Raw genomic sequence first — 18,526 nt, 5'->3', positions numbered from 1 at the left:
TACCCTTTTTAATATATGGAACATCAGTGTGAATAAGAATAAAGCAATAGTAATAGGGCTTGTGGGTGTAGTGTTATCACTTTTTACCTTACCGGCTTTCAGTGTTGAATGTCAGCAGAATACGGCCTCGTTACCGTTATGGGCAAATAGCCAACCAAGAAGTGCACTTTTGAGTTTTGTTGAAAAAGTAACAACAGAAGGAAGTAAGGATTATGTAAAACCTATTGATCGTATTGCTGTGATTGATAATGACGGTACATTATGGTCAGAAAAGCCAATCTATACTCAGTTCTTATTTGCCTTTGATCAAATAAAAAAGAAGAGTGCTAATCACCCAGAGTGGAAAACTACCACACCTTATAGCTGGGTTTTAAATAACAATACTGATGCGATCTTTAAAAAAGGCTGGGCTGCATTGTTGCCTATTTTAGAAACTTCGCAATCAGAGATGACACCAGCGGAATATAGCAAAGATGTAATTAACTGGCTTAAAAATAATCAATCGCCACGTTTTAAACGCCCTTATACATCGTTGGTGTTTCAACCAATGATTGAACTGATTGATTACTTACAAGCTAATCAATTTGATGTCTTCATTGTAACGGGCGGAGGTAGCTCTTTCGTTAAACCATGGAGCGAAGCGATATACCATATTCCAGCACAAAATGTGATTGGTACCGCTTTTGGTTATACTTATAAAGATGGTCAATTAGAGAAAAACAGCAAGCTGATTTACATTAATGATGGCCCACAGAAAGCGATCAACATTGAAACGATTATCGGAAAACGTCCAATTTTAGCTATTGGTAATTCAACTGGTGACGAAGCAATGTTGAAATGGACGACCTCTCAAAAAGGTATAAGTCTTGGTATGCTGATCCACCACACTGATGCAAAGCGTGAGTGGAAGTATGGCGCAAACTCGTTTGAGGGTAAGTTTACACCAGCACTGATGGAAGCGGCGAAACAAAATAAATGGCAAGTCGTTGACATGAAGAATGATTGGTGTCAAATCTATCCAACGCAATCACAACAGCGTGTCTTGCCATAAATAAAAAAAGCCGAGCATAATGATATGCTCGGCTTTTTATCGTTCTATTTTGAATCAAACACTAACAAAAAACTTATTTTTTAAGTGTCGTGATCTTCGTAGCTTTGCTATTGATAGCGCGGCGTAAACGTGCACGACGCTCAGCAGCAGATTGATCTTGTGTCGGGTTATTCTTTCTCCCTTCACGTTGACTGAAAGCAGGCTTTGAGTGCATACGCTCTAGTAAGGCATCGCGGCTTTTTGGTTCATAGCCAATTAATTGAACACGGTGGATACGTTGACCGATCAAGCGCTCAATTTGCACTAGTGTTAGCTCTTCTTCACGGCTAACAAAAGAAATGGCATTACCTTTTTGTCCTGCACGGCCTGTACGACCAATACGGTGAACATAATCTTCTGCAAGGAAAGGCATGTCGTAGTTAACAACATACGGCAGGTTTTGAATATCAAGACCACGGGCAGCAACTTCTGTTGCAACCATTACACGTGCTTTGCCTTCTTTAAACTCTTCCAATGCACGACGACGCGCGCTCTGTGCTTTATCACCGTGACAAAGTACTGCTTTAATACCGTCTAGTTTAAGCTCTTTAACCAGTTGATTCGCTGTTTCTTTGTAATTGACGAAAACGAGTACTTGTTTCCAGTTCTTTTTGCCAATTAATTCAGACAGCATTTCACGCTTGCGATCTTCATCAACAGGGTAAACCACGTGAGAGACGGTATCAGCTGTACTATTCTCAGGGGTTACCGTAATACGTTGTGGTTTATGAAGAATATCAGCAGCCAGAGCATTCATTTGTGCTGAAGACGTTGCTGAGAACAACATGGTTTGAGGCTTGGTTCGGATATCATCAAGGATCACACGGATCGCACCGATGAAGCCCATATCTAACATACGGTCTGCTTCATCGAAAACAAGGAATTCAAGGTTTGCTAGTGAAACATTGTTTAGTTCCATATGCTCGATCAGACGGCCAGGTGTAGCAACAAGAATATCAACACCTTGTTCTAGGCGTTTTTCTTGTGACGACATTTTTTTACCGCCAAAAACAGCAGTACAAGTGATGCTAGTGTATTTAGTGTAGTCGCTGATGTTATTTGCAATTTGCTCTGCCAGTTCACGAGTCGGTGCCAAAATTAGAGCACGAACATTGAAGCGGCTTTTTGATTTTGGTTTTTCAATTAATTTTTGAATAATTGGCAGTGAAAAAGCGGCAGTTTTGCCTGTACCTGTTTGTGCTAGTGCAAGAATATCAGCACCGCGACGTGCTTGAGGGATAGCTTTTTGTTGCACTGGTGTGAGTTTTTCATAACCGATTTCAGTTAATGCTTTAACTAAATCTTGAGAAAAACCTTGTGATAAGAATGACATGCTTTGTTCCTAAACTGTCGGCTATAGCCGATTACATTCATAAACTCAGTTGCTTATGAATGTAATCATCTTGCCGTTAAAATGGTCGCATATTATAGTTGATTTTAGGTTAATTCGCTATCTTAACGTAATATGTTAGTGGTTTTGAGTTACGCCTTTTTCATTTGTATTATTTATCAATTGACTTGATTTAAGGTTACTATTTTAGCAAACCATTATCAGAAGATGGCTTTATTAATATGTCAGGTCTTAAAATAAGCCTAGATAATATTAAGCCCACATATAGCTTAATACGATATGTGGGCTTTTATCATTTATTGCTATTGAGATTTAAACTTATTACTTAAATTCAGCTTTGCGCATACGGTTCAGCACAGCCATTACCTCAATGACACGAGGTTTCGACATTTCGCCGTATTTAGGCATCATATCAGCCCAGTTATCATGCAGCATGTTAGCAAATGCACGCGCAGGGACTTTTTCCCAACCTTTAAGTTGTGCAAGTTGGAACCATAAGTAACCAATAGCAAGTAACTGACTAGGATGAGCCACTTGTTCTAACGCTTGCAAATCAACGTATTCACGACCAAAGCGTAACGATGTTTTATCTTTTACTTGAATACGGAATTTTCCTTCTTCAAGTAACGCTTGCAGCGCGCTACGGTTTATTTGGCGTGTACGAGGACGAACAATCACTTCTGTACCTTCAGCTTTACGTCGGGTAGGGTGAGAAGCAACAACTTCACGTGCTTTATCTGTTACATCTACTGCTTCATAGTTATGCATCTGAATAACAGTATCGGCCACATCTAAATAGTCACCAGAGCCACCCATAACAAGCATTACTGAGATATCATGCTGATCGCGAAGTAAAGCGATACGGTCAACAAGTGGCGTAATTGGCTCATCATCTTTACAAATCAGTGCCTGCATGCGCTCATCACGGATCATAAAGTTTGATGCAGAAGTATCTTCATCAATCAATAATGCTTCAGCGCCAGCTTCGATCGATTCTTGTAACCAAGAAGCTTGTGAGGTTGAACCTGATGCATTTTGGCTAGTAAAGGCTGTGGTATCTTTACCCATAGGTAAGTTGCTGATGTAAGGCGATAGATCAACATTATGAACGCAACGACCATCTTCAGCGCGTATCTTAGCGGCATTATAATTGGTTACGACGTACTCACGACCATCACCAGGGATATGATCGTAAACAGAACGCTCAATGGCACTTAATAACGTTGATTTACCATGAAAACCACCACCAACAATTAAAGTAATGCCCTCAGGAATACCCATACCACGGATTTTACCTTTGTGTGGCGCTTCAAGCTCTACTGCTAGGTTATCAGGGCTTGTAAAAGGTACAGCGTTCGGAAGTGGTAAATCACTGTTACCCGCAAGGCGAGGAAGAATACTTCCATCAGCAACAAAAGCTAAGAGTTTATGTTCTTTTAACTGTGCGCGAAGTGCTACTTGATCTTCTGCTGCTTCACAGTGGGCTTTTAACTCTTCCATTGGTAATTCGCGTGCAATCGTTGCACGGCGGATCATTTTTGGTAGGTGGAAAGTTAATAGATTCATTGTACGCTTAGCAATGATGGTACGACCGTCAGCCGGAAGGTTTACACGAAAACGTAATTCGATACCTTCGTCATCAAATACCACCGCTGTACGGTCAAGGATCACCTGTCCTGGCATATCAATAAGTACTGCATTATCTTGTTGCGATAAATCTGCAAAAAAGCGAGCAATAAAATCTCGTGCTGCACATTGATAGACTGAAGATTTTTCACGTAACCATTCTAGATCGGTGAGTGACCATGCTCGACGGGCACGTACACGAGAAGCCGGCGCAAACGGGTCCGATTGAACGGTATCAATATAAAAGTCGAAATCAACGAAGTGGTATTCACCGCGCATACTCGTATAGCTGCGGTAATTATGACGGTCAATTTTATGGAGTTTGGCTTCGAGTAATTGCATATCGCCTCGATATCGTTCGTTATGGTGCACAGCACCTAAAATCTAGTGTGTTCGGGGGCTGGATATTACACTAAAGTCTGATAGTTAGCATGTAAACTTTAAACGAGATCACAATAATTAGTGCTTTTTCATTATGGCTTTAAATATGTTTTGTCCTTAGGTTTATAGTTTAGTTAATAAGATGTGACTTATAGTGAGGACTCATTCTTCGTGCTTAATACATTATTTGTTTATGGCACTTTGGCGCCAGAACAATCTAATGCCTATGTGCTTTCTGATTTGAAAGGTTCTTGGAAAAAAGCGAGTGCAATTGGATTTATTTACCCAAACGGTAAAGGAGCGACATTAGGTTATCCTGCTTTTGTACCGCAATCAGAAGGGGAACGTGTTCAAGGCTTACTCTTTACGTCTGATGAATTGACAACGCATTGGCAGCGTATTGATGATTTCGAAGGCGAGGGGTATGACCGTGTAGTGATCACCGTTATGCTTGACGATGGCTCTGAACAATCGGCATTTGTGTATCGTTTAAGTCCAAGTGAAATGTAAGTCAGTCTGGCAAGATTATAGAGATATAAAAAACAAGATCGCTATTAATAGCGATCTTGTTTTAAATAAATTGGCTTATCGACGACCGAGAACTTTAATGCCAGCACTGCCATCTTCAGCACGGCCATGCACTTGAATATCTGTTACACAGCGCTCATAAGAGAATCGACGCCAATCTGTTTTTTCGTTTTTATCTAATTTGCGTTGAAACTGGAATACGCGCGAAGAGCCATTTTGAAATTTAAAGACGACTTTTGTTAAAAACACATCACGTTCAGCTTTAATCTGAATCGATTTAGTATTACGACAAAGTGGTACAGGGATCTTAGCGTGACTATTTTTAGCTTCAAGAAGAATAGTACGACCTAATGTAAATGTATCAGCTGAAGCTGTTGTTGAAAATGCCATCGTAGAAAGCATGATTGCAGCAGCCATTGTCGCTTTTAGTTTCATAAAGAAATCTCACAAGTAAAAACTGCACTGATTATAATGAGATAAATTCGAAATGGCTAAATAATTTGTTGTAAGTATCTGTAATTTAGTAATACAGAACATATGTCAAATAGTTGGGTGTTTTTTGTTTTATTTTGGTTATGTTGTCGTCACTTGAAAATCAGTTTGAGCAATAATGCATAAGAAAAAACGTGGTGTCATCTGAAAGGAGATGACACCGTTTATTATTAATAGTTAGCCAGCTGAGCGACCACCAATACATTGGCTTAAGAAATTATCAACTTTTCTCGCAAGTTTCCTTGCTTGCCTTGGTGTTCCATAATGGTGACCAACATTATTCATTTCCCAGTACTGTACATTTTTTCCTGCTTTCTTTGCCGCTTCAACAAAACGACGAGATTGCTCTGGGATCACAACAGCATCACTGTCACCTTGAATGACTAACAGAGGTGCATTCATATTATTAACGAAATTGATTGGCGATTGCTGTGCACGCTGTTGTTTCATCTCTGGATCGTTGAAATCACCAATATAGTTTACCCAAATATCTTCATATCGCTTCCATGGTTCAGGGAAGTTTTTTACCATCAGCTCAAGATCTGATATGCCGAAAATATCAACACCACAAGCAAACTTATCTGGAGTCTGTGTCATGCCGACTAAGGTTGCGTATCCACCATAACTAGCGCCCATAATTGCGACATTGTTCGGATCTGTTATTCCTTGTTCTACTGCCCAATTTACACCATCAATTAGGTCGTTATGCATAGCTTTAGAAAACTCACCATAGCCTGAAGATGTAAACGCATAGCCGTAACCTGTAGATCCCCTGAAATTAACTTGAATAACCGCATAGCCACGGTTGGCAAGTAATTGTGCCTCGTGAGAAAAGCCCCAGTAGTCGCGCGCATGTGGGCCACCGTGAACCAGTAATACCGTTGGAAGGTTATTAGCTTTAATACCCTTAGGTAGGGTGATATAACCGTTGAGGGTTAAACCATCTCGGCTCGTGAATTGAATGGGCTTTTGGCTGGCAAGAAACTGCGTGTAATTGTTTGATTTACTTTGTGATAAAAGTTCTTTCTTGTTGTTAGTTGTATCATATAGATAAATGTTATAGCCGTATTCATTATATTGCTTAACTGTGAATTTCTCATTTTTATTGTCAGTGCTAAAAATAAATATTCCATTTTTACCTTTTTGATAAAAAGTAGAGGCTAATTTTTTATAATTAGGGTTAAAAGTTATGATTTCTTGATAATTAGGATAACTGGCTGCTAATGCTGGAGCATGATTATTGTCATAGTAATATTTGTCTACATCAACAGTATCATTTGAATAAAGAGTAATAACGTCATTTGTTGCAAGATCTAGCTCAATAAGTTGAATCTTGTCTGAATTATTGTTGGCTAAAATAGTGAGGGTATTCTTGCTATGATTCATCTTAGCATTGGTAACCTTACCATTTTCACCTGCATCAAATAATAATTTATCAGTGCCGAATTGATATATTTTTCTGTTATCTTTTATATAAGCGAAAATTGAACCACCTTTAACTCTGTCGTCAATAATGAACCCATCTATTGTTAATTCTTTATCGACTTTAAATAATAATTTTTCTTTTTTTGTTTTAATGTTTAAGCGGTATAAGTTGAAAATTTTAGCATTGCCACCGTTATGTCTAACAAGAATGTTTTCTGGGTCGTTAAATAAAATATCGACAACATTGATCTGATTGTTTTTATCATAAAAAGCTTTAACGAATTGTGTTGGATGCTCAATATCAAAAAAGAATATTTTAGATTTCATATTGTCAAAGTGAGGCACATAAATAAGGTTACGGCTATCAGGCATCCATTCAAAGGATGAAACCCAGTAATTAAATTTACCTGTTTCACCAGTTTTTAAATTCTTAAAGTGTAGCGCAGTATAAGGGTTACCATTGTTGTCGAAACTCTCTTTTAGCCAGGCCAATTTTTTACCATCAGGTGAGATTTTGTATGAGTGTGTACCGTTTGTTGCTGTAGTCAGAGCTTTAAAATCTAGCAAGATAGGTAGCTGTTGAGTTGTCAAAGACTGGTGCGTTGCTTCTTTGGGCTGTGCGCAACCAGAAATTAATAAAATCAGAGCAAAGCTTTGTATTATGAATATGATAAGTTTCATGATGTTCTCAATATAGCCAACTAAATATAAAAAGATAATAAATGCATTATTATGTCTTTATTGTGAATAATGAATGTTTTACATACTGTTTATAGTAAAATTGCGATCGGAATAGTGCTTATTTAAAATGCAGTTGATAGGACTTAATATGCTTGTAATTTTGAGGTATACAGAGAAGGATCAAGAGGGTGTGAAAGCGGTGTCTTTATTTGAGGATCAAATTCTATTTGCCGCGACAGCAGATGACTTTTTAGAAAGTGAATCTGCAACAATGCATCTTTATGTGATTAAGTTGAACAGCCAAATAGTAGGTTTCTTTAAAATAGATATTGCTTACTCTCATGATGTGGATTTTTGCTCTGAAAATTGTATTGGTTTGCGAACCTTTGTTATAGACCAAAAATTACAAGGCAAGGGTATTGGTAAACAAGCATTAATGGTTTTATTTACTTATTTAGCGAAGAACTACTCAAATTATCAAAGGATTTATTTAACAGTAAATTGCAAAAATACAGTGGCAAAGCGTTGTTATGAAACGGCTGGCTTCACTTTTACAGGTGAGCGTTATCTAGGAGGTTTATTTGGGCCACAAGAAATCATGTATCATGATATTTAAGGTAGCCGAATAACGTTATTATTAATTGGTAGTATTTCACATTAGTCCTATTTGGAATAATAAGATGTAAGTCACATTCCTATGTGTATTGTTTTTACTTTTGCTTATATTTTGTGAGTTGGAGCGCGCTTTTTATTTATTGCTAAAAAAGAGTTTTATTCGCTAATTTTTAGCTGGTTTACGGTTGCAAAGCTCTAAATAAAATCAAATGTAACCAAAAGTGAAATATTTTAAGCTTTATTTGTCGTATCTACTGGTCATATTGGCTGTTATGTTGCATTCTTAACCCATAATAAAGATTAAATATCCAATAAAAAAAGATAATTATACTTATTTGGTATTTATTGGTTACAGTTGCTAGATAAAATCCAAGGTACAAAATATGAATAGAGCCCAGCTAAAAAATATTGCTGAAAAATCGTTTTTCGCAATGTTCCGACAAAAAGCTGATGTATGTGATATTCAGGAAACCTTTTATGGTTGGGTTGTATTTCTTGCCACAGGGAAGGCAAAGATTGTTGTTAAATTTTCACGAGAAGTAGGTCGAATAAGTAAAGAAGTTGCGTGTTTACAGAAGTTACGTTGTATTGTGAGCTGTCCTGTACCGCAGATCTATTTATTTGGTCGTGAAGAAGGGTATGACTATATCGTGCTAGATTGGCTCGAAGGTCGACCTGCGAATGAATTACCCAATAATAAATTCGCGATAGAGACATTCCGTGAAGATTACACAGATATTTTACTCGCACTACATGAGCATAATCATCCACAAGGCTTTGAATTAAATAACGGAGGCTTTGACGGTGATTTTAATAATGCGTTCGATGACTGGATGAAAGATGTATATAGATACCTTTCTTGTTCAGTATCGCCATTTAGTTCAAAGATCAAAGATCAATATACTGAGCTATGGGAACGTCGTAGAGAAATATTAGCACCGATAGCTCATGAAGCGTCTTCTTTCGTACATGATGATTGTCATTTAGCGAATGTATTGTTTGATCCTAAGACGTTTAAAGTGGCGGGATTGCTTGATCCTTGTGATAGCGGTTTTAAACACCGTGAACTCGATGTGATCCATTTATTTGATGTGCGTGGTGATACGCATATCGCCGAACGCTATATTGAAAAACGTCAATTAGATGATGGCTTTAAAGCACTACGTTATTTCTTTAGTTTGTGGGATGATGCGAAACACAGTCGAAATATGGGTTGGTATGATGAAAACTGGTTAGCGAATAAGTTTAATAAGTTTGAAGCAGCCATGAGTATGCAATGAGTTTGAGGGAAATAGTTGCCTATTTCCCTTTGTAAGTATTATGTTTTGTAAGGTAGGGGTATAAAAGAAGAACGAAAAGGTTAACTTATGATGAATAAAGTAAGTCGAGTATCTGCGTTTGTTTTACTGTTAGTCAGTTATCAATCTGTGGCTGGTAATCATGTTACATCATCTAAGTTTCCTGTTTCTTTTATCCCAGATCTTTTGAGCCAGCCCTCTGATCTTTCTCTTCGTCATGCCAGTGATACTCAATTTAATGCTTCAAGCGATTTAATCCTTGCACATAACAGTACAAAATCAGCGAATTCATCAGTAAAGAAAGAAACTCAAGATGGGTTGTTTATTTTAGGACGGCATGAGTGGATCTTACTTGCGTCATCAACACAGTATTTTTCGGCTTATATTGATCCTCTATCAGAAAATTCACGCATTGGCGTAAGTGATTTAGTTGAATTTGAGCGTAATGGAAAAGATTGGGTTACGTTTAAACTGCTTGATAAAGAGTATAAATTTGCCATTCATGAAAAAGTTAAAGTACCGGACAAAAGCGATAAATCTTTACCTGTTGTAAAGTTAAGAACCAAGCTTGGTGACATTAATGAAGAAATTGAATATGTGCTAATCAATGGCGGTAGCGGTATTGTATTGGGTGAGAACTTTTTACGTGATCTTGCGGTACAAAATAGAAAATATGATTATATTCAGGGGAGAGTAAAGAAATAAAGCGAAGCTTAAACTCTCTATTCTTATCCGAGACACTTCGCTTTTATGATTAATTATGCTTCAGCAATTACTTCGTAGCTGGTGAATTTACGAATGTTGATCACGCCAGTATCAAAGATCAGATATTGACCTTTAATTCCTTGCAAAATACCTTCAACCACAGGCTCTTTATCAAAGTTGTGTGAGCTAATCTTGGTTGGGAAGGCATCAACAGGAAAATGAATATCAACAATATCGTTATCAAGATATTCAATCGCATCTTCACCATATTCTGCAGTGATTTCTGCAAGACGAGCTTTTACTTCTGGTAATAAAACCGAGGCTTTTTCTGTTAAATCTATCTCAGCATTATCACCTTTGAGCATTGCACGCCAGTTGGTTTTATCAGCGACAAGCTCTGCAATAGCCACTTCCACTAAACCTGAAATTTGACGTGTTTTTACTTTTAGTACAGCAAGTGCCTGTGTGGCACCTTGATCAATCCATCGTGTCGGTAGTTGGCTATGTCGAGTAATACCCACTTTTAAACCCGAAGTATTTGATAGGTAAACATAGTGCGGCACCATGCAATTTTCTTCACCCCATTGTGGCTCACGGCACGTACCTTTGTCGTAGTGACAAGTTTCAGGTTTCATAATGCACATATCGCATGACGCTAATTTTTTCATACAAGGGAAGCAATGACCTTGAGAGTAACTTTTCTTGGTTTTTTTGCCACACGACTGGCAAAAAATATTGCCTGTATGAGTCAATTTAAGTGACTTACCAATCAAAGGGTTTAAATGCAGTTGTTGATCGCCGACAGGGAGATGATAGTCAACAACGTCATTTAACGTTGACTTCATTTTACTTAATGTTCCTTGCATACATTGCTCAGTAGTTTGTTTTTATAGTGCGGTGATTTTAGCAGGTGAAAGAGGGAAGCGGCTATAAAAGCACAACGGAAAAATATGAATTCCCTCTTCGACGTTTTAAATCGGAGAGACAATCAGCAAAACAATCAGTGTTTATGGGTGAAATATGTAAATGCCATAAAGTAAAAAGTGATCGTTACCTAGAGAGAAGTGATAAACACTGGTGTATTTATTTGTGTGTTCTAATGTCAGAGATAGATATCAAGCATCATCATCATGGAGAGAGTTATGCTCAATCGATTTTCACAAAATATCTCTTATGCCGTAATAAAAGAATTATCTTTAGCAAGGAAAGCGAGACGTAATAATGATGTGGTATTAGAGTTCAGCCATTTAGAAAACGCTCACGTTTTGGGACAACATTCTACTTACTGGCATACTAGAATCCATTGTCATATGCTGTATTGGGCACGACGTAATGGTGATAGCAAAGAGCTAAGAGGGCAGTTATTAAGAGTCTTTGGCGCATTAACTAAAACAGCTGTGGGTCTTGTGCCTGAAGGAAATACAGGGGGAAGTAATGTAAGCCCTTTTAAACGCTTACCTATTTCAGCTTTACAGCAACAAAAAATTATTCGCGCGAAACAAATGTAATACAGTTAATACGTTCAATGAGAAAAGGGCGACGCTGAACGGTGAAATGATTCTGAGGTCTATTGCGAATAATGGCTATCGGATTTGATAGCCATTATTGAATATAACAGCGTAGTAGGAATTATATTAAACTTACGGGCGTTTGTTTTATGACGGCTCGCTGTTTTATTGCATGATAAATAAATACCACAATAAAGTTTATTGTCAGTAATAATATAATTGTTGGTGCAGGAGCACTATCGATAAAGAAGCTAAGATAAACGCCTAAGAAGCAATTTATAATAGAAATGAATACCGATATTATCATCATGGTTTGAAAACGACGGCTAAGCATAAAGGCTATTGCTCCTGGCGCAATCAGCATTGAAATCACGAGTATCATGCCAACGGCTTTGAGTGCGGTAACAATCGCGAACGAGAGTAGGGCAAGCAGTCCGTAATGTAATACTTTGGTCGGAAGTCCAATTGCTTGTGCATGTTGATGATCGAAAATAAGTAAGAGTAAATCTTTACCTTTTATAATACACAGTGATCCAACAATGAGTGCAATTACGCCTGCTTCTGTAATATCACGCCAACTCGCCCCAAGAGGATCACCAAATAGAATATGGTCTAAGTGAATATCTGTGTGAATTTTCGTCATCATTACAATGCCGAGCGCAAACATAGCTGAAAAAACAACACCCATAATTGTATCTTCTTTAATTCTGCTATTTTCTCTTAAATACCCTGTGGTTAACGCACAAAACATTCCTGCGATAAAAGCACCAATTGTAAATGGAATTGATAAGATATAAGCAATAACAATCCCCGGTAAAACAGCATGGGAAATGGCATCACCCATTAAAGACCAACCTTTGAGAATTAAAAAACAAGAGAGTAATGCGGTTGGTATCGCGATAAAAAAAACAATCAGAAAAGCTTGCTGCATAAAAATAAATTCAAAAGGCGATAACAATGTCTCTATTAGATTAGCCATGTTGAACTCCTTTCGTTTGCTTAAAACGTTGTGCTTTTTTTAATGCTTGTTTGGTTTTTCTATACGTTGCTAATCGACCATATTTAGGCGCAAATATAAAAGCTAAACCAAAGAAAACAGTTTGTAATAACACGATGATCCCACCTGTTGCGCCATTGATAAAATAGCTAAGGTATGCACCAAGAAAAGCGCTGAACACACCAATAAATACACTGTAGATAATGACCATTGAGAAACGGTCAGACAGTAAATAAGCAGTTGCACCAGGTATTACAACCATAGCTATAACTAAAAAGGCGCCTACAGTTTGCAATGCGGCAACGGTTGAAGCACTTAAAATACTAAAAAATACAATTTTTAAAAATGTTGGTGATAACCCAATGGTTTTAGCATGGTTTTCATCAAAGAAAACAACCATGAAATCACGCCACTTTACACATAAAACGAAAAGAGAAAGGCAGCCAATGATGACGATTTGTAATGTATCTATAGGGGTTATTGCGAGAATATTTCCCATTACAATAGTTTGAATATTAACCGCACTAGGATAGAGCGAGACAAGAAATAAACCGAGCCCGAAGAAAGCAGTAAAAATTAAGCCAATAACAGCGTCTTCTTTTAATTTACTACGCTGGCTTAAAAATAACATACCAGCAGCCGCTAAACCGCCAGAAAAAAAGGCACCAAAAGAAAAGGGGAGGCCTATCATATAAGCACCGGCAACACCGGGTACGATAGAATGTGATAGTGCATCACCAATAAGTGACCAGCCCTTCAGCATTAAATAACAGGAAAGAAAAGCACAAACGCCACCTATTAACGCACTAACCCACATGGCGTTGATCATATAGCTATATAAAAACGGCTCAAGTAATTGGTCCACGATTATCACTCCTTTTATTATTGACGGGAAAGGGAGCGAGATTGCTGTTCGCCATTTTCACCATACATAACAACAGGGCGTTCATGATCGGAAATAACCGATAATTTACGGCTATCGTCGTCTTCGTGAAGATCTTTCCCTGATAAAATGAAGTGGCGTAATACACCACCGAATGCGAGTTTTAAATTTTCTGGCGTGAAAATCTCGGTTGTTTCTCCTGACGCCAAAATGGTTTTGTTAATTAAAATTGTACGGTCACAAAAGTCAGGAATACTGCCAAGATTATGGGTAGAGACAAGCATGACTTTGCCTTCATTACGAAGTTCGCGTAACAATGCCATAATTTGATCTTCTGTTTGAACATCAACGCCTGTAAAGGGTTCATCGAGTAATATCACCTGACTTTCTTGCGCGAGTGCACGAGCAAGAAATACCCGTTTACGTTGCCCACCAGAAAGTTCTCCGATTTGACGTTTACGAAAGTCAGTCATATTGACCCGCTCGAGAGCGATATTCACTTTTTCATGATCTATTTTTTTGGGGATACGCAACATATTCATATAACCATAACGCCCCATCATAACGACATCTTCAACCAGAATAGGGAAGTTCCAGTCTATATCTTCACTTTGCGGAACATAGGCTACCACATTACTTTTTAGCGCGTTTTTGACTGTATTATTAAGGATTTTTACACTACCTTGGCTGGTGGATACAAATCCCATAATGGCTTTAAAAAGTGTGGACTTTCCGCTGCCATTCATCCCGACTAGGGCTGCGATAGAACCTTGAGGAACGCTAAATGTGGCATTGTGCAGAGCAGTATGTCCGTTACGGTATGTAACCGTAATATTGTTTATATCTAATCCTATCATTATAAACTCAGCCCTTTAGCGATGGTTTGAGAGGTCACTTTAATTAGCTCTAGATAGGTAGGAACAGGACCGTTATTAGCACTCAACGAGTCAACATAAAGCACGCCTGCATAGTTAGCGCCTGTTTCTCTTGCGACTTGTTGAGCCGGTTTTGCTGAAACAGTACTTTCACTGAAAACCGCATGAATTTGATGTTGACGAACAGCATCGATAAGTTGACGAACTTGTTGAGGCGTGCCTTGGGCATCAGCATTAATAGGCCATAAATACAGTTCTTTTAGTCCAAAATCACGAGCAAGATAGCTAAAAGCCCCTTCACTGGTAACAAGCCAACGCTTATCTACCGGTATGGTATTAATCTGATTACGAATAGGTGCAATTGTCTGCTTAATTTCTTGGGTATATTGTTGAGCGTTTTTATTATAAATACCCGCATTTTTAGGATCATGCTTAACCAGTGCTTGGCGAATATTTTCAACATAAATAATACCGTTTTCAGGTGACATCCAAGCATGAGGGTTAGGTTTTCCGTTGTAAGGGCCCTGAGTAATACTTAATGGCGTGATATTTTCAGTTACCGTTACAGAAGGAACATCGTGGAGGTTTTGGAAAAACTTATTAAACCACAGTTCTAAATTTAAACCGTTATAAAGTATTAAATCGGCACCTTGTGCCCGTTTAAGATCGCCAGGTGTTACTTGATAATTATGAATTTCCGCATTGGGTTTAGTAATAGATTCAACAATAGCGGCGTCACCTGCGACATTTTTTGCCATGTCAGCAATGATTGTGAATGTTGTAATTACTTTAAACTTATCATTAGCATGGCTGACTGTACTCATAAACAATCCAACAGATAGCAGTACAGCATTTGTCACGTATCGTAATCGTTGCTTTTGATGAAAGTTCATCCTTTTTATCCCTATAAAGAAAGTAATTTAAATTTTTCAAAGTTATAACAAACGCACCCTTTAAATGCAATTGATAATTATTATCAATACGGTGTTTCTTGCTTTTGTCGGCTTTTAAGGTTGTTTGTATATATTCAATCGGTATATTGGATTGATAACTAATAGTATTTATTGTTGATGAGTAAGGGGAGACGATGAAAAAAAGCGTATTGATAACAGGAGCTAATCGGGGTATTGGCCTAGGGCTAGTGAAGCAGTATTTATCGCAAGGCTGGTTGGTTCATGCAACCTCGAGAACATTAGAAACAGCGGTAGATCTGCAAGATCTTGCTAGCCATAATGCTGATCTCATTATTCATTCATTAGACGTAACCAATTACGAGCAGCTTGATCAGCTAGCCACGCGATTACCAAGCCTCGATCTTGTGATAAATAATGCTGGTTATTATGGTCCAAAAGGCTACGGCTTTGGTCAGACTGATGTTGAAGAATGGCGTCGTGTTTTTGAAATAAATACGATTGCACCCTTAAAATTAATAGAACGCTTGTACCCATTACTCAAAAGTGGCACTACAAAAAAAATAGCCTGCATATCTTCAAAAGTTGGCAGCATGGAAGAGAACACTTCAGGTGGTGGTTATATTTATCGTTCATCAAAAGCAGCACTTAATTCAGTAGTAAAAAGTTTAAGCAATGATCTTCGTGACGAGGGGTTTACGGTTATTGCTTTACATCCTGGTTGGGTGCAAACAGAGATGGGCGGCCCTAATGCACTTATTGATATAGAAACTTCAGCTAAAGGATTGTTTGATGTTATTGAACATACTTCAGTAAACCATTCAGGGGAGTTTATAAACTACGACGGCACACGTATCGCGTGGTAATTTAATTGAACAAAAAGGAGTGTACTAATGGAAAATATCATTATTCGACATAGCGAAGATAAAGATATTATGGGTGTTAAAGCTATTTATGAATCTGAAATTGCCTATGGCGGTACACTTCAACTCCCATTTCCTTCACTCGATCGTTGGACTTCTCGATTGTCGAATTTACCTCAAGGCTGTTATAGCTTGGTAGCGGAATATGAGGGAGAAATTGTCGGGCAACTTGGACTGTCGGTTTGTGATAACCCAAGGCGCAGGCACGTTGCGAGCTTTGGTATGGGGGTGAAAGAGACATTTCAAGGTAGAGGTGTTGGTGGGCAATTGTTACAGTCGGCATTGATGTTGGCAGATAAATGGCTCAATGTTCAACGTATCGAGTTAGAAGTGTATACAGACAACATTGCTGCAATGAAGCTTTATCAAAAACATGGTTTTGAAATTGAAGGCGAGGCGAAAAACTTTGCGTTTCGTAATGGCGAGTATGCCAATGTATACCATATGGCGAGGCTACGAACATACACTGTATGATTCGATAAAGTGGATAAGTAAAAAGGCAGTAATCATACGCAATGATTACTGCCTTTTTTATTGAAGTGATTTATTAATGGCCGACGGTTTTCGACAATAGGTTAACAATTAAAACACCAACAATAATAAAACCAATACCTACAATTGCGGGTAAATCTAAGCGCTGCCCATAAATAAAAAAGCTAATCGTTGCAACGAGGACAATACCAGCGCCACTCCAAATCGCATAAACAATACCAACAGGCATGGTTTTAACGGTGACAGATAAGAGAAAAAAAGCGACAGCGTAACCGACAAGTACAACCGCACTTGGAACGAGTTTAGTAAATTGCTCGGCTTTAGGAATGAAAGATGTTGCGATCACTTCAAACACAATGGCAATAGATAAAGCTAAAAAAGGTGGCATAGAAGTTAATAGTTTAAACATTACGATTATCTATCATTAAAAAAGAGATGCGCATTTTAGTGTCAAAGAATACGTTTCACCAAGTGATATTTATACAAATCATTATTACCATCTAGTAATAATAATTACTAACGAGGTTTTACTATTGATATAAAACAACAAATGAATACTAAACAGCACGACAGCTTAAAGGTATGCTTATATTTCGTAAGAATTCTGTAGTTAGAAGATTGTATTTATCATTATTTTTTAATTATTCGTTATCCGAAATAGCGACAAAAATTGGCATTAAACAAACAAGAGCATATACAAGTAAATGCTGATATTACATTGATCTTAATAGATGAAGTTGTGAGTCAAATAAGCCTGAATACAATGATATATTCATTCAATATGTATTCAGGGCTTATTTGTCATATCTAACGCTGAAGATGACGTAAGCTACGTTTCTCTAATTGGGTGAATAAAAGAGATAAAGATAGGCATAAAATTAAGTAGACAGCGCCAACAAGTAACCAAATTTCAAAGATTAACCCCGATGAGTTCGCCATTTCACTGCCGACGAAGGTTATCTCCTGTATAGAGATCAATGAAATAATTGATGAATCTTTCACTATTGAGATAAATTGACCAGCCAGTGCTGGTACTATGCCTGCGATTGCTTGCGGGAAAATAACAAAGCGGAAACCATCAAGACGAGAAAGCCCAAGAGAGCTGGTTGCTTCCCATTGTCCTTTATCTATTGCATCAAGCCCAGAGCGAATGACTTCAGCGATATAAGCAGCAGCTATTAAGCCAACGCATAGAATGCCAGAAAAAAGGTTTTCCCATAACTGACTATTACCAAAGAGGATATCTTGCAGAAGATTCTCGTTACCATGGTAATTACGAAATAGATTATCGAGTCCTAGCAATGGAACTAATTGGCTAGATATAAAGAAATAGAAAATGAAAACAAAAACCAGTGGCGGGATATTTCTGACTAATTGAATATAAGCATTAGCTGGCAGACGGAAAAAGATAAAAGAAGAACGACGCCCTAAAGCTAAAAGCAGCCCGAATACCGCAGCAAACAGCATACCCCACAAACTTAATCGAATAGTACTGATAATACCTTGAAAGAAATAAGGAAGCTCTCCGTTTTGGCCAGGGGTAAAAACCAAATCAAAGGCTTTATGCCATTGCCAGTGGTAATTAATGCCAACAGATGAACGATAATATAACCACCCGATGAAACAGCTCATTATCACTAAGAGAATGTAATCAAGTGGTTTAAGTTTTTTTAATGAAAACTTAGCAGCCAGAATTTTTTCTGGCTGCGAGAGTGTTTTCTTTGCAGTTGAGCAAGAAGACATTA

19 protein-coding genes are annotated in these 18,526 nt (G+C 37.9%); 8 read left to right on the top strand and 11 right to left on the bottom strand.

Annotated features, from left to right (window positions below):
- Positions 1-28: 28 nt before the first annotated feature.
- Positions 29-1,051 (top strand): HAD family phosphatase, encoded by a 1,023-nt coding sequence (locus C9J42_RS15635; protein ID WP_233217792.1) that lies wholly within the window; start codon positions 29-31, stop codon positions 1,049-1,051.
- A 73-nt stretch (positions 1,052-1,124) separates the two neighbouring features.
- Here the strand turns inward: C9J42_RS15635 and C9J42_RS15630 are convergent, their stop codons facing one another.
- Together C9J42_RS15630 and C9J42_RS15625 are read right to left on the bottom strand one after the other, a co-directional pair.
- Positions 1,125-2,423 carry a DEAD/DEAH box helicase gene (locus tag C9J42_RS15630; protein WP_107247257.1) on the bottom strand — a complete coding sequence of 433 codons (1,299 nt, stop codon included), beginning with the start codon at positions 2,421-2,423 and terminating at the stop codon, positions 1,125-1,127.
- A 339-nt stretch (positions 2,424-2,762) separates the two neighbouring features.
- Complete coding sequence (locus tag C9J42_RS15625; protein WP_045127646.1) at positions 2,763-4,409, bottom strand: ABC-ATPase domain-containing protein; 1,647 nt, start codon at positions 4,407-4,409, stop codon at positions 2,763-2,765.
- A 210-nt stretch (positions 4,410-4,619) separates the two neighbouring features.
- Here C9J42_RS15625 and C9J42_RS15620 point away from each other — a divergent pair, with 210 nt between their 5' ends.
- On the top strand, positions 4,620-4,958 hold the full coding sequence (locus tag C9J42_RS15620; RefSeq protein WP_107206857.1) for a gamma-glutamylcyclotransferase family protein: 339 nt from the start codon (positions 4,620-4,622) through the stop codon (positions 4,956-4,958).
- A 75-nt stretch (positions 4,959-5,033) separates the two neighbouring features.
- Here the strand turns inward: C9J42_RS15620 and C9J42_RS15615 are convergent, their stop codons facing one another.
- Positions 5,034-5,411 (bottom strand): DUF2541 family protein, encoded by a 378-nt coding sequence (locus C9J42_RS15615; RefSeq protein WP_005364537.1) that lies wholly within the window; start codon positions 5,409-5,411, stop codon positions 5,034-5,036.
- Between the two features lie 234 nt (positions 5,412-5,645).
- Positions 5,646-7,574: a S9 family peptidase gene (locus C9J42_RS15610; protein WP_107302137.1), complete on the bottom strand. Its 1,929-nt coding sequence runs from the start codon at positions 7,572-7,574 to the stop codon at positions 5,646-5,648.
- A 148-nt stretch (positions 7,575-7,722) separates the two neighbouring features.
- Between C9J42_RS15610 and C9J42_RS15605 the strand changes: the two genes are divergently transcribed.
- From C9J42_RS15605 to C9J42_RS15595, 3 genes are all read left to right on the top strand, one after another.
- Complete coding sequence (locus C9J42_RS15605) at positions 7,723-8,190, top strand: GNAT family N-acetyltransferase (RefSeq protein WP_107206859.1); 468 nt, start codon at positions 7,723-7,725, stop codon at positions 8,188-8,190.
- Positions 8,191-8,572: 382 nt separating this feature from the next.
- Positions 8,573-9,469, top strand: a complete 897-nt coding sequence (locus C9J42_RS15600; protein ID WP_107302136.1) for a phosphotransferase — start codon at positions 8,573-8,575, stop codon at positions 9,467-9,469.
- A gap of 87 nt (positions 9,470-9,556) precedes the next feature.
- Positions 9,557-10,192 (top strand): RimK/LysX family protein, encoded by a 636-nt coding sequence (locus tag C9J42_RS15595; protein WP_233218491.1) that lies wholly within the window; start codon positions 9,557-9,559, stop codon positions 10,190-10,192.
- A gap of 53 nt (positions 10,193-10,245) precedes the next feature.
- Here C9J42_RS15595 and C9J42_RS15590 read toward each other — a convergent pair whose 3' ends face one another.
- Complete coding sequence (locus tag C9J42_RS15590) at positions 10,246-11,058, bottom strand: DUF2797 domain-containing protein (RefSeq protein WP_107206861.1); 813 nt, start codon at positions 11,056-11,058, stop codon at positions 10,246-10,248.
- A gap of 276 nt (positions 11,059-11,334) precedes the next feature.
- Between C9J42_RS15590 and C9J42_RS15585 the strand changes: the two genes are divergently transcribed.
- Complete coding sequence (locus tag C9J42_RS15585; protein ID WP_107287820.1) at positions 11,335-11,700, top strand: DUF3703 domain-containing protein; 366 nt, start codon at positions 11,335-11,337, stop codon at positions 11,698-11,700.
- 121 nt (positions 11,701-11,821) lie between these two features.
- On the opposite strand, the gene C9J42_RS15580 is transcribed toward C9J42_RS15585, so the two are convergent.
- Genes C9J42_RS15580 through C9J42_RS15565 form a run of 4 tightly spaced genes read right to left on the bottom strand, consistent with a single transcriptional unit; the run spans position 11,822 to position 15,348 of the window.
- The gene (locus C9J42_RS15580; RefSeq protein WP_107302135.1) at positions 11,822-12,679 is read right to left on the bottom strand and encodes a metal ABC transporter permease; all 858 of its coding nucleotides are present in this window, start codon (positions 12,677-12,679) and stop codon (positions 11,822-11,824) included.
- Positions 12,672-13,562: a metal ABC transporter permease gene (locus tag C9J42_RS15575; RefSeq protein WP_107247262.1), complete on the bottom strand. Its 891-nt coding sequence runs from the start codon at positions 13,560-13,562 to the stop codon at positions 12,672-12,674. Before C9J42_RS15575 ends, C9J42_RS15580 begins: the two co-directional genes overlap by 8 nt.
- Positions 13,563-13,579: 17 nt before the next feature.
- Positions 13,580-14,437, bottom strand: coding sequence for a manganese/iron ABC transporter ATP-binding protein (locus C9J42_RS15570; RefSeq protein WP_107287822.1), 858 nt, complete (start codon positions 14,435-14,437; stop codon positions 13,580-13,582).
- A complete protein-coding gene (locus C9J42_RS15565) occupies positions 14,437-15,348 on the bottom strand; it encodes a metal ABC transporter substrate-binding protein (RefSeq protein ID WP_107302134.1) in 912 nt (303 codons plus the stop codon). Before C9J42_RS15565 ends, C9J42_RS15570 begins: the two co-directional genes overlap by 1 nt.
- A gap of 194 nt (positions 15,349-15,542) precedes the next feature.
- Between C9J42_RS15565 and C9J42_RS15560 the strand changes: the two genes are divergently transcribed.
- Both C9J42_RS15560 and C9J42_RS15555 read left to right on the top strand, forming a co-directional pair.
- Entirely contained in the window at positions 15,543-16,232 is a 690-nt protein-coding gene (locus C9J42_RS15560; protein ID WP_107302133.1) for an SDR family oxidoreductase, read from the top strand.
- Positions 16,233-16,259: 27 nt separating this feature from the next.
- Entirely contained in the window at positions 16,260-16,763 is a 504-nt protein-coding gene (locus tag C9J42_RS15555) for a GNAT family N-acetyltransferase (RefSeq protein WP_107247266.1), read from the top strand.
- Between the two features lie 73 nt (positions 16,764-16,836).
- Here the strand turns inward: C9J42_RS15555 and C9J42_RS15550 are convergent, their stop codons facing one another.
- Together C9J42_RS15550 and C9J42_RS15545 are read right to left on the bottom strand one after the other, a co-directional pair.
- Positions 16,837-17,169, bottom strand: coding sequence for an SMR family transporter (locus C9J42_RS15550; RefSeq protein ID WP_199187113.1), 333 nt, complete (start codon positions 17,167-17,169; stop codon positions 16,837-16,839).
- A gap of 419 nt (positions 17,170-17,588) precedes the next feature.
- Positions 17,589-18,524 carry an amino acid ABC transporter permease gene (locus tag C9J42_RS15545; protein WP_107206870.1) on the bottom strand — a complete coding sequence of 312 codons (936 nt, stop codon included), beginning with the start codon at positions 18,522-18,524 and terminating at the stop codon, positions 17,589-17,591.
- Positions 18,525-18,526: the final 2 nt, after the last annotated feature.

Source organism: Photobacterium sp. GB-56 (assembly GCF_003026105.1).
Lineage (GTDB): Bacteria > Pseudomonadota > Gammaproteobacteria > Enterobacterales > Vibrionaceae > Photobacterium.
This window is presented reverse-complemented; position numbering and strand designations above follow the sequence as displayed.

Excerpts from the sequence above, each read along its gene's own strand:
- C9J42_RS15580 (WP_107302135.1), bottom strand. The coding sequence starts at position 12,679 with ATGGCTAATCTAATAGAGACATTGTTATCGCCTTTTGAATTTATTTTT.
- C9J42_RS15625 (WP_045127646.1), bottom strand. The coding sequence starts at position 4,409 with ATGCAATTACTCGAAGCCAAACTCCATAAAATTGACCGTCATAATTAC.
- C9J42_RS15595 (WP_233218491.1), top strand. The coding sequence starts at position 9,557 with ATGATGAATAAAGTAAGTCGAGTATCTGCGTTTGTTTTACTGTTAGTC.
- C9J42_RS15585 (WP_107287820.1), top strand. The coding sequence starts at position 11,335 with ATGCTCAATCGATTTTCACAAAATATCTCTTATGCCGTAATAAAAGAA.
- C9J42_RS15615 (WP_005364537.1), bottom strand. The coding sequence starts at position 5,411 with ATGAAACTAAAAGCGACAATGGCTGCTGCAATCATGCTTTCTACGATG.
- C9J42_RS15600 (WP_107302136.1), top strand. The coding sequence starts at position 8,573 with ATGAATAGAGCCCAGCTAAAAAATATTGCTGAAAAATCGTTTTTCGCA.
- C9J42_RS15560 (WP_107302133.1), top strand. The coding sequence starts at position 15,543 with ATGAAAAAAAGCGTATTGATAACAGGAGCTAATCGGGGTATTGGCCTA.
- C9J42_RS15630 (WP_107247257.1), bottom strand. The coding sequence starts at position 2,423 with ATGTCATTCTTATCACAAGGTTTTTCTCAAGATTTAGTTAAAGCATTA.
- C9J42_RS15605 (WP_107206859.1), top strand. The coding sequence starts at position 7,723 with ATGCTTGTAATTTTGAGGTATACAGAGAAGGATCAAGAGGGTGTGAAA.
- C9J42_RS15610 (WP_107302137.1), bottom strand. The coding sequence starts at position 7,574 with ATGAAACTTATCATATTCATAATACAAAGCTTTGCTCTGATTTTATTA.
- C9J42_RS15555 (WP_107247266.1), top strand. The coding sequence starts at position 16,260 with ATGGAAAATATCATTATTCGACATAGCGAAGATAAAGATATTATGGGT.
- C9J42_RS15545 (WP_107206870.1), bottom strand. The coding sequence starts at position 18,524 with ATGTCTTCTTGCTCAACTGCAAAGAAAACACTCTCGCAGCCAGAAAAA.
- C9J42_RS15590 (WP_107206861.1), bottom strand. The coding sequence starts at position 11,058 with ATGCAAGGAACATTAAGTAAAATGAAGTCAACGTTAAATGACGTTGTT.
- C9J42_RS15565 (WP_107302134.1), bottom strand. The coding sequence starts at position 15,348 with ATGAACTTTCATCAAAAGCAACGATTACGATACGTGACAAATGCTGTA.
- C9J42_RS15550 (WP_199187113.1), bottom strand. The coding sequence starts at position 17,169 with ATGCCACCTTTTTTAGCTTTATCTATTGCCATTGTGTTTGAAGTGATC.
- C9J42_RS15570 (WP_107287822.1), bottom strand. The coding sequence starts at position 14,437 with ATGATAGGATTAGATATAAACAATATTACGGTTACATACCGTAACGGA.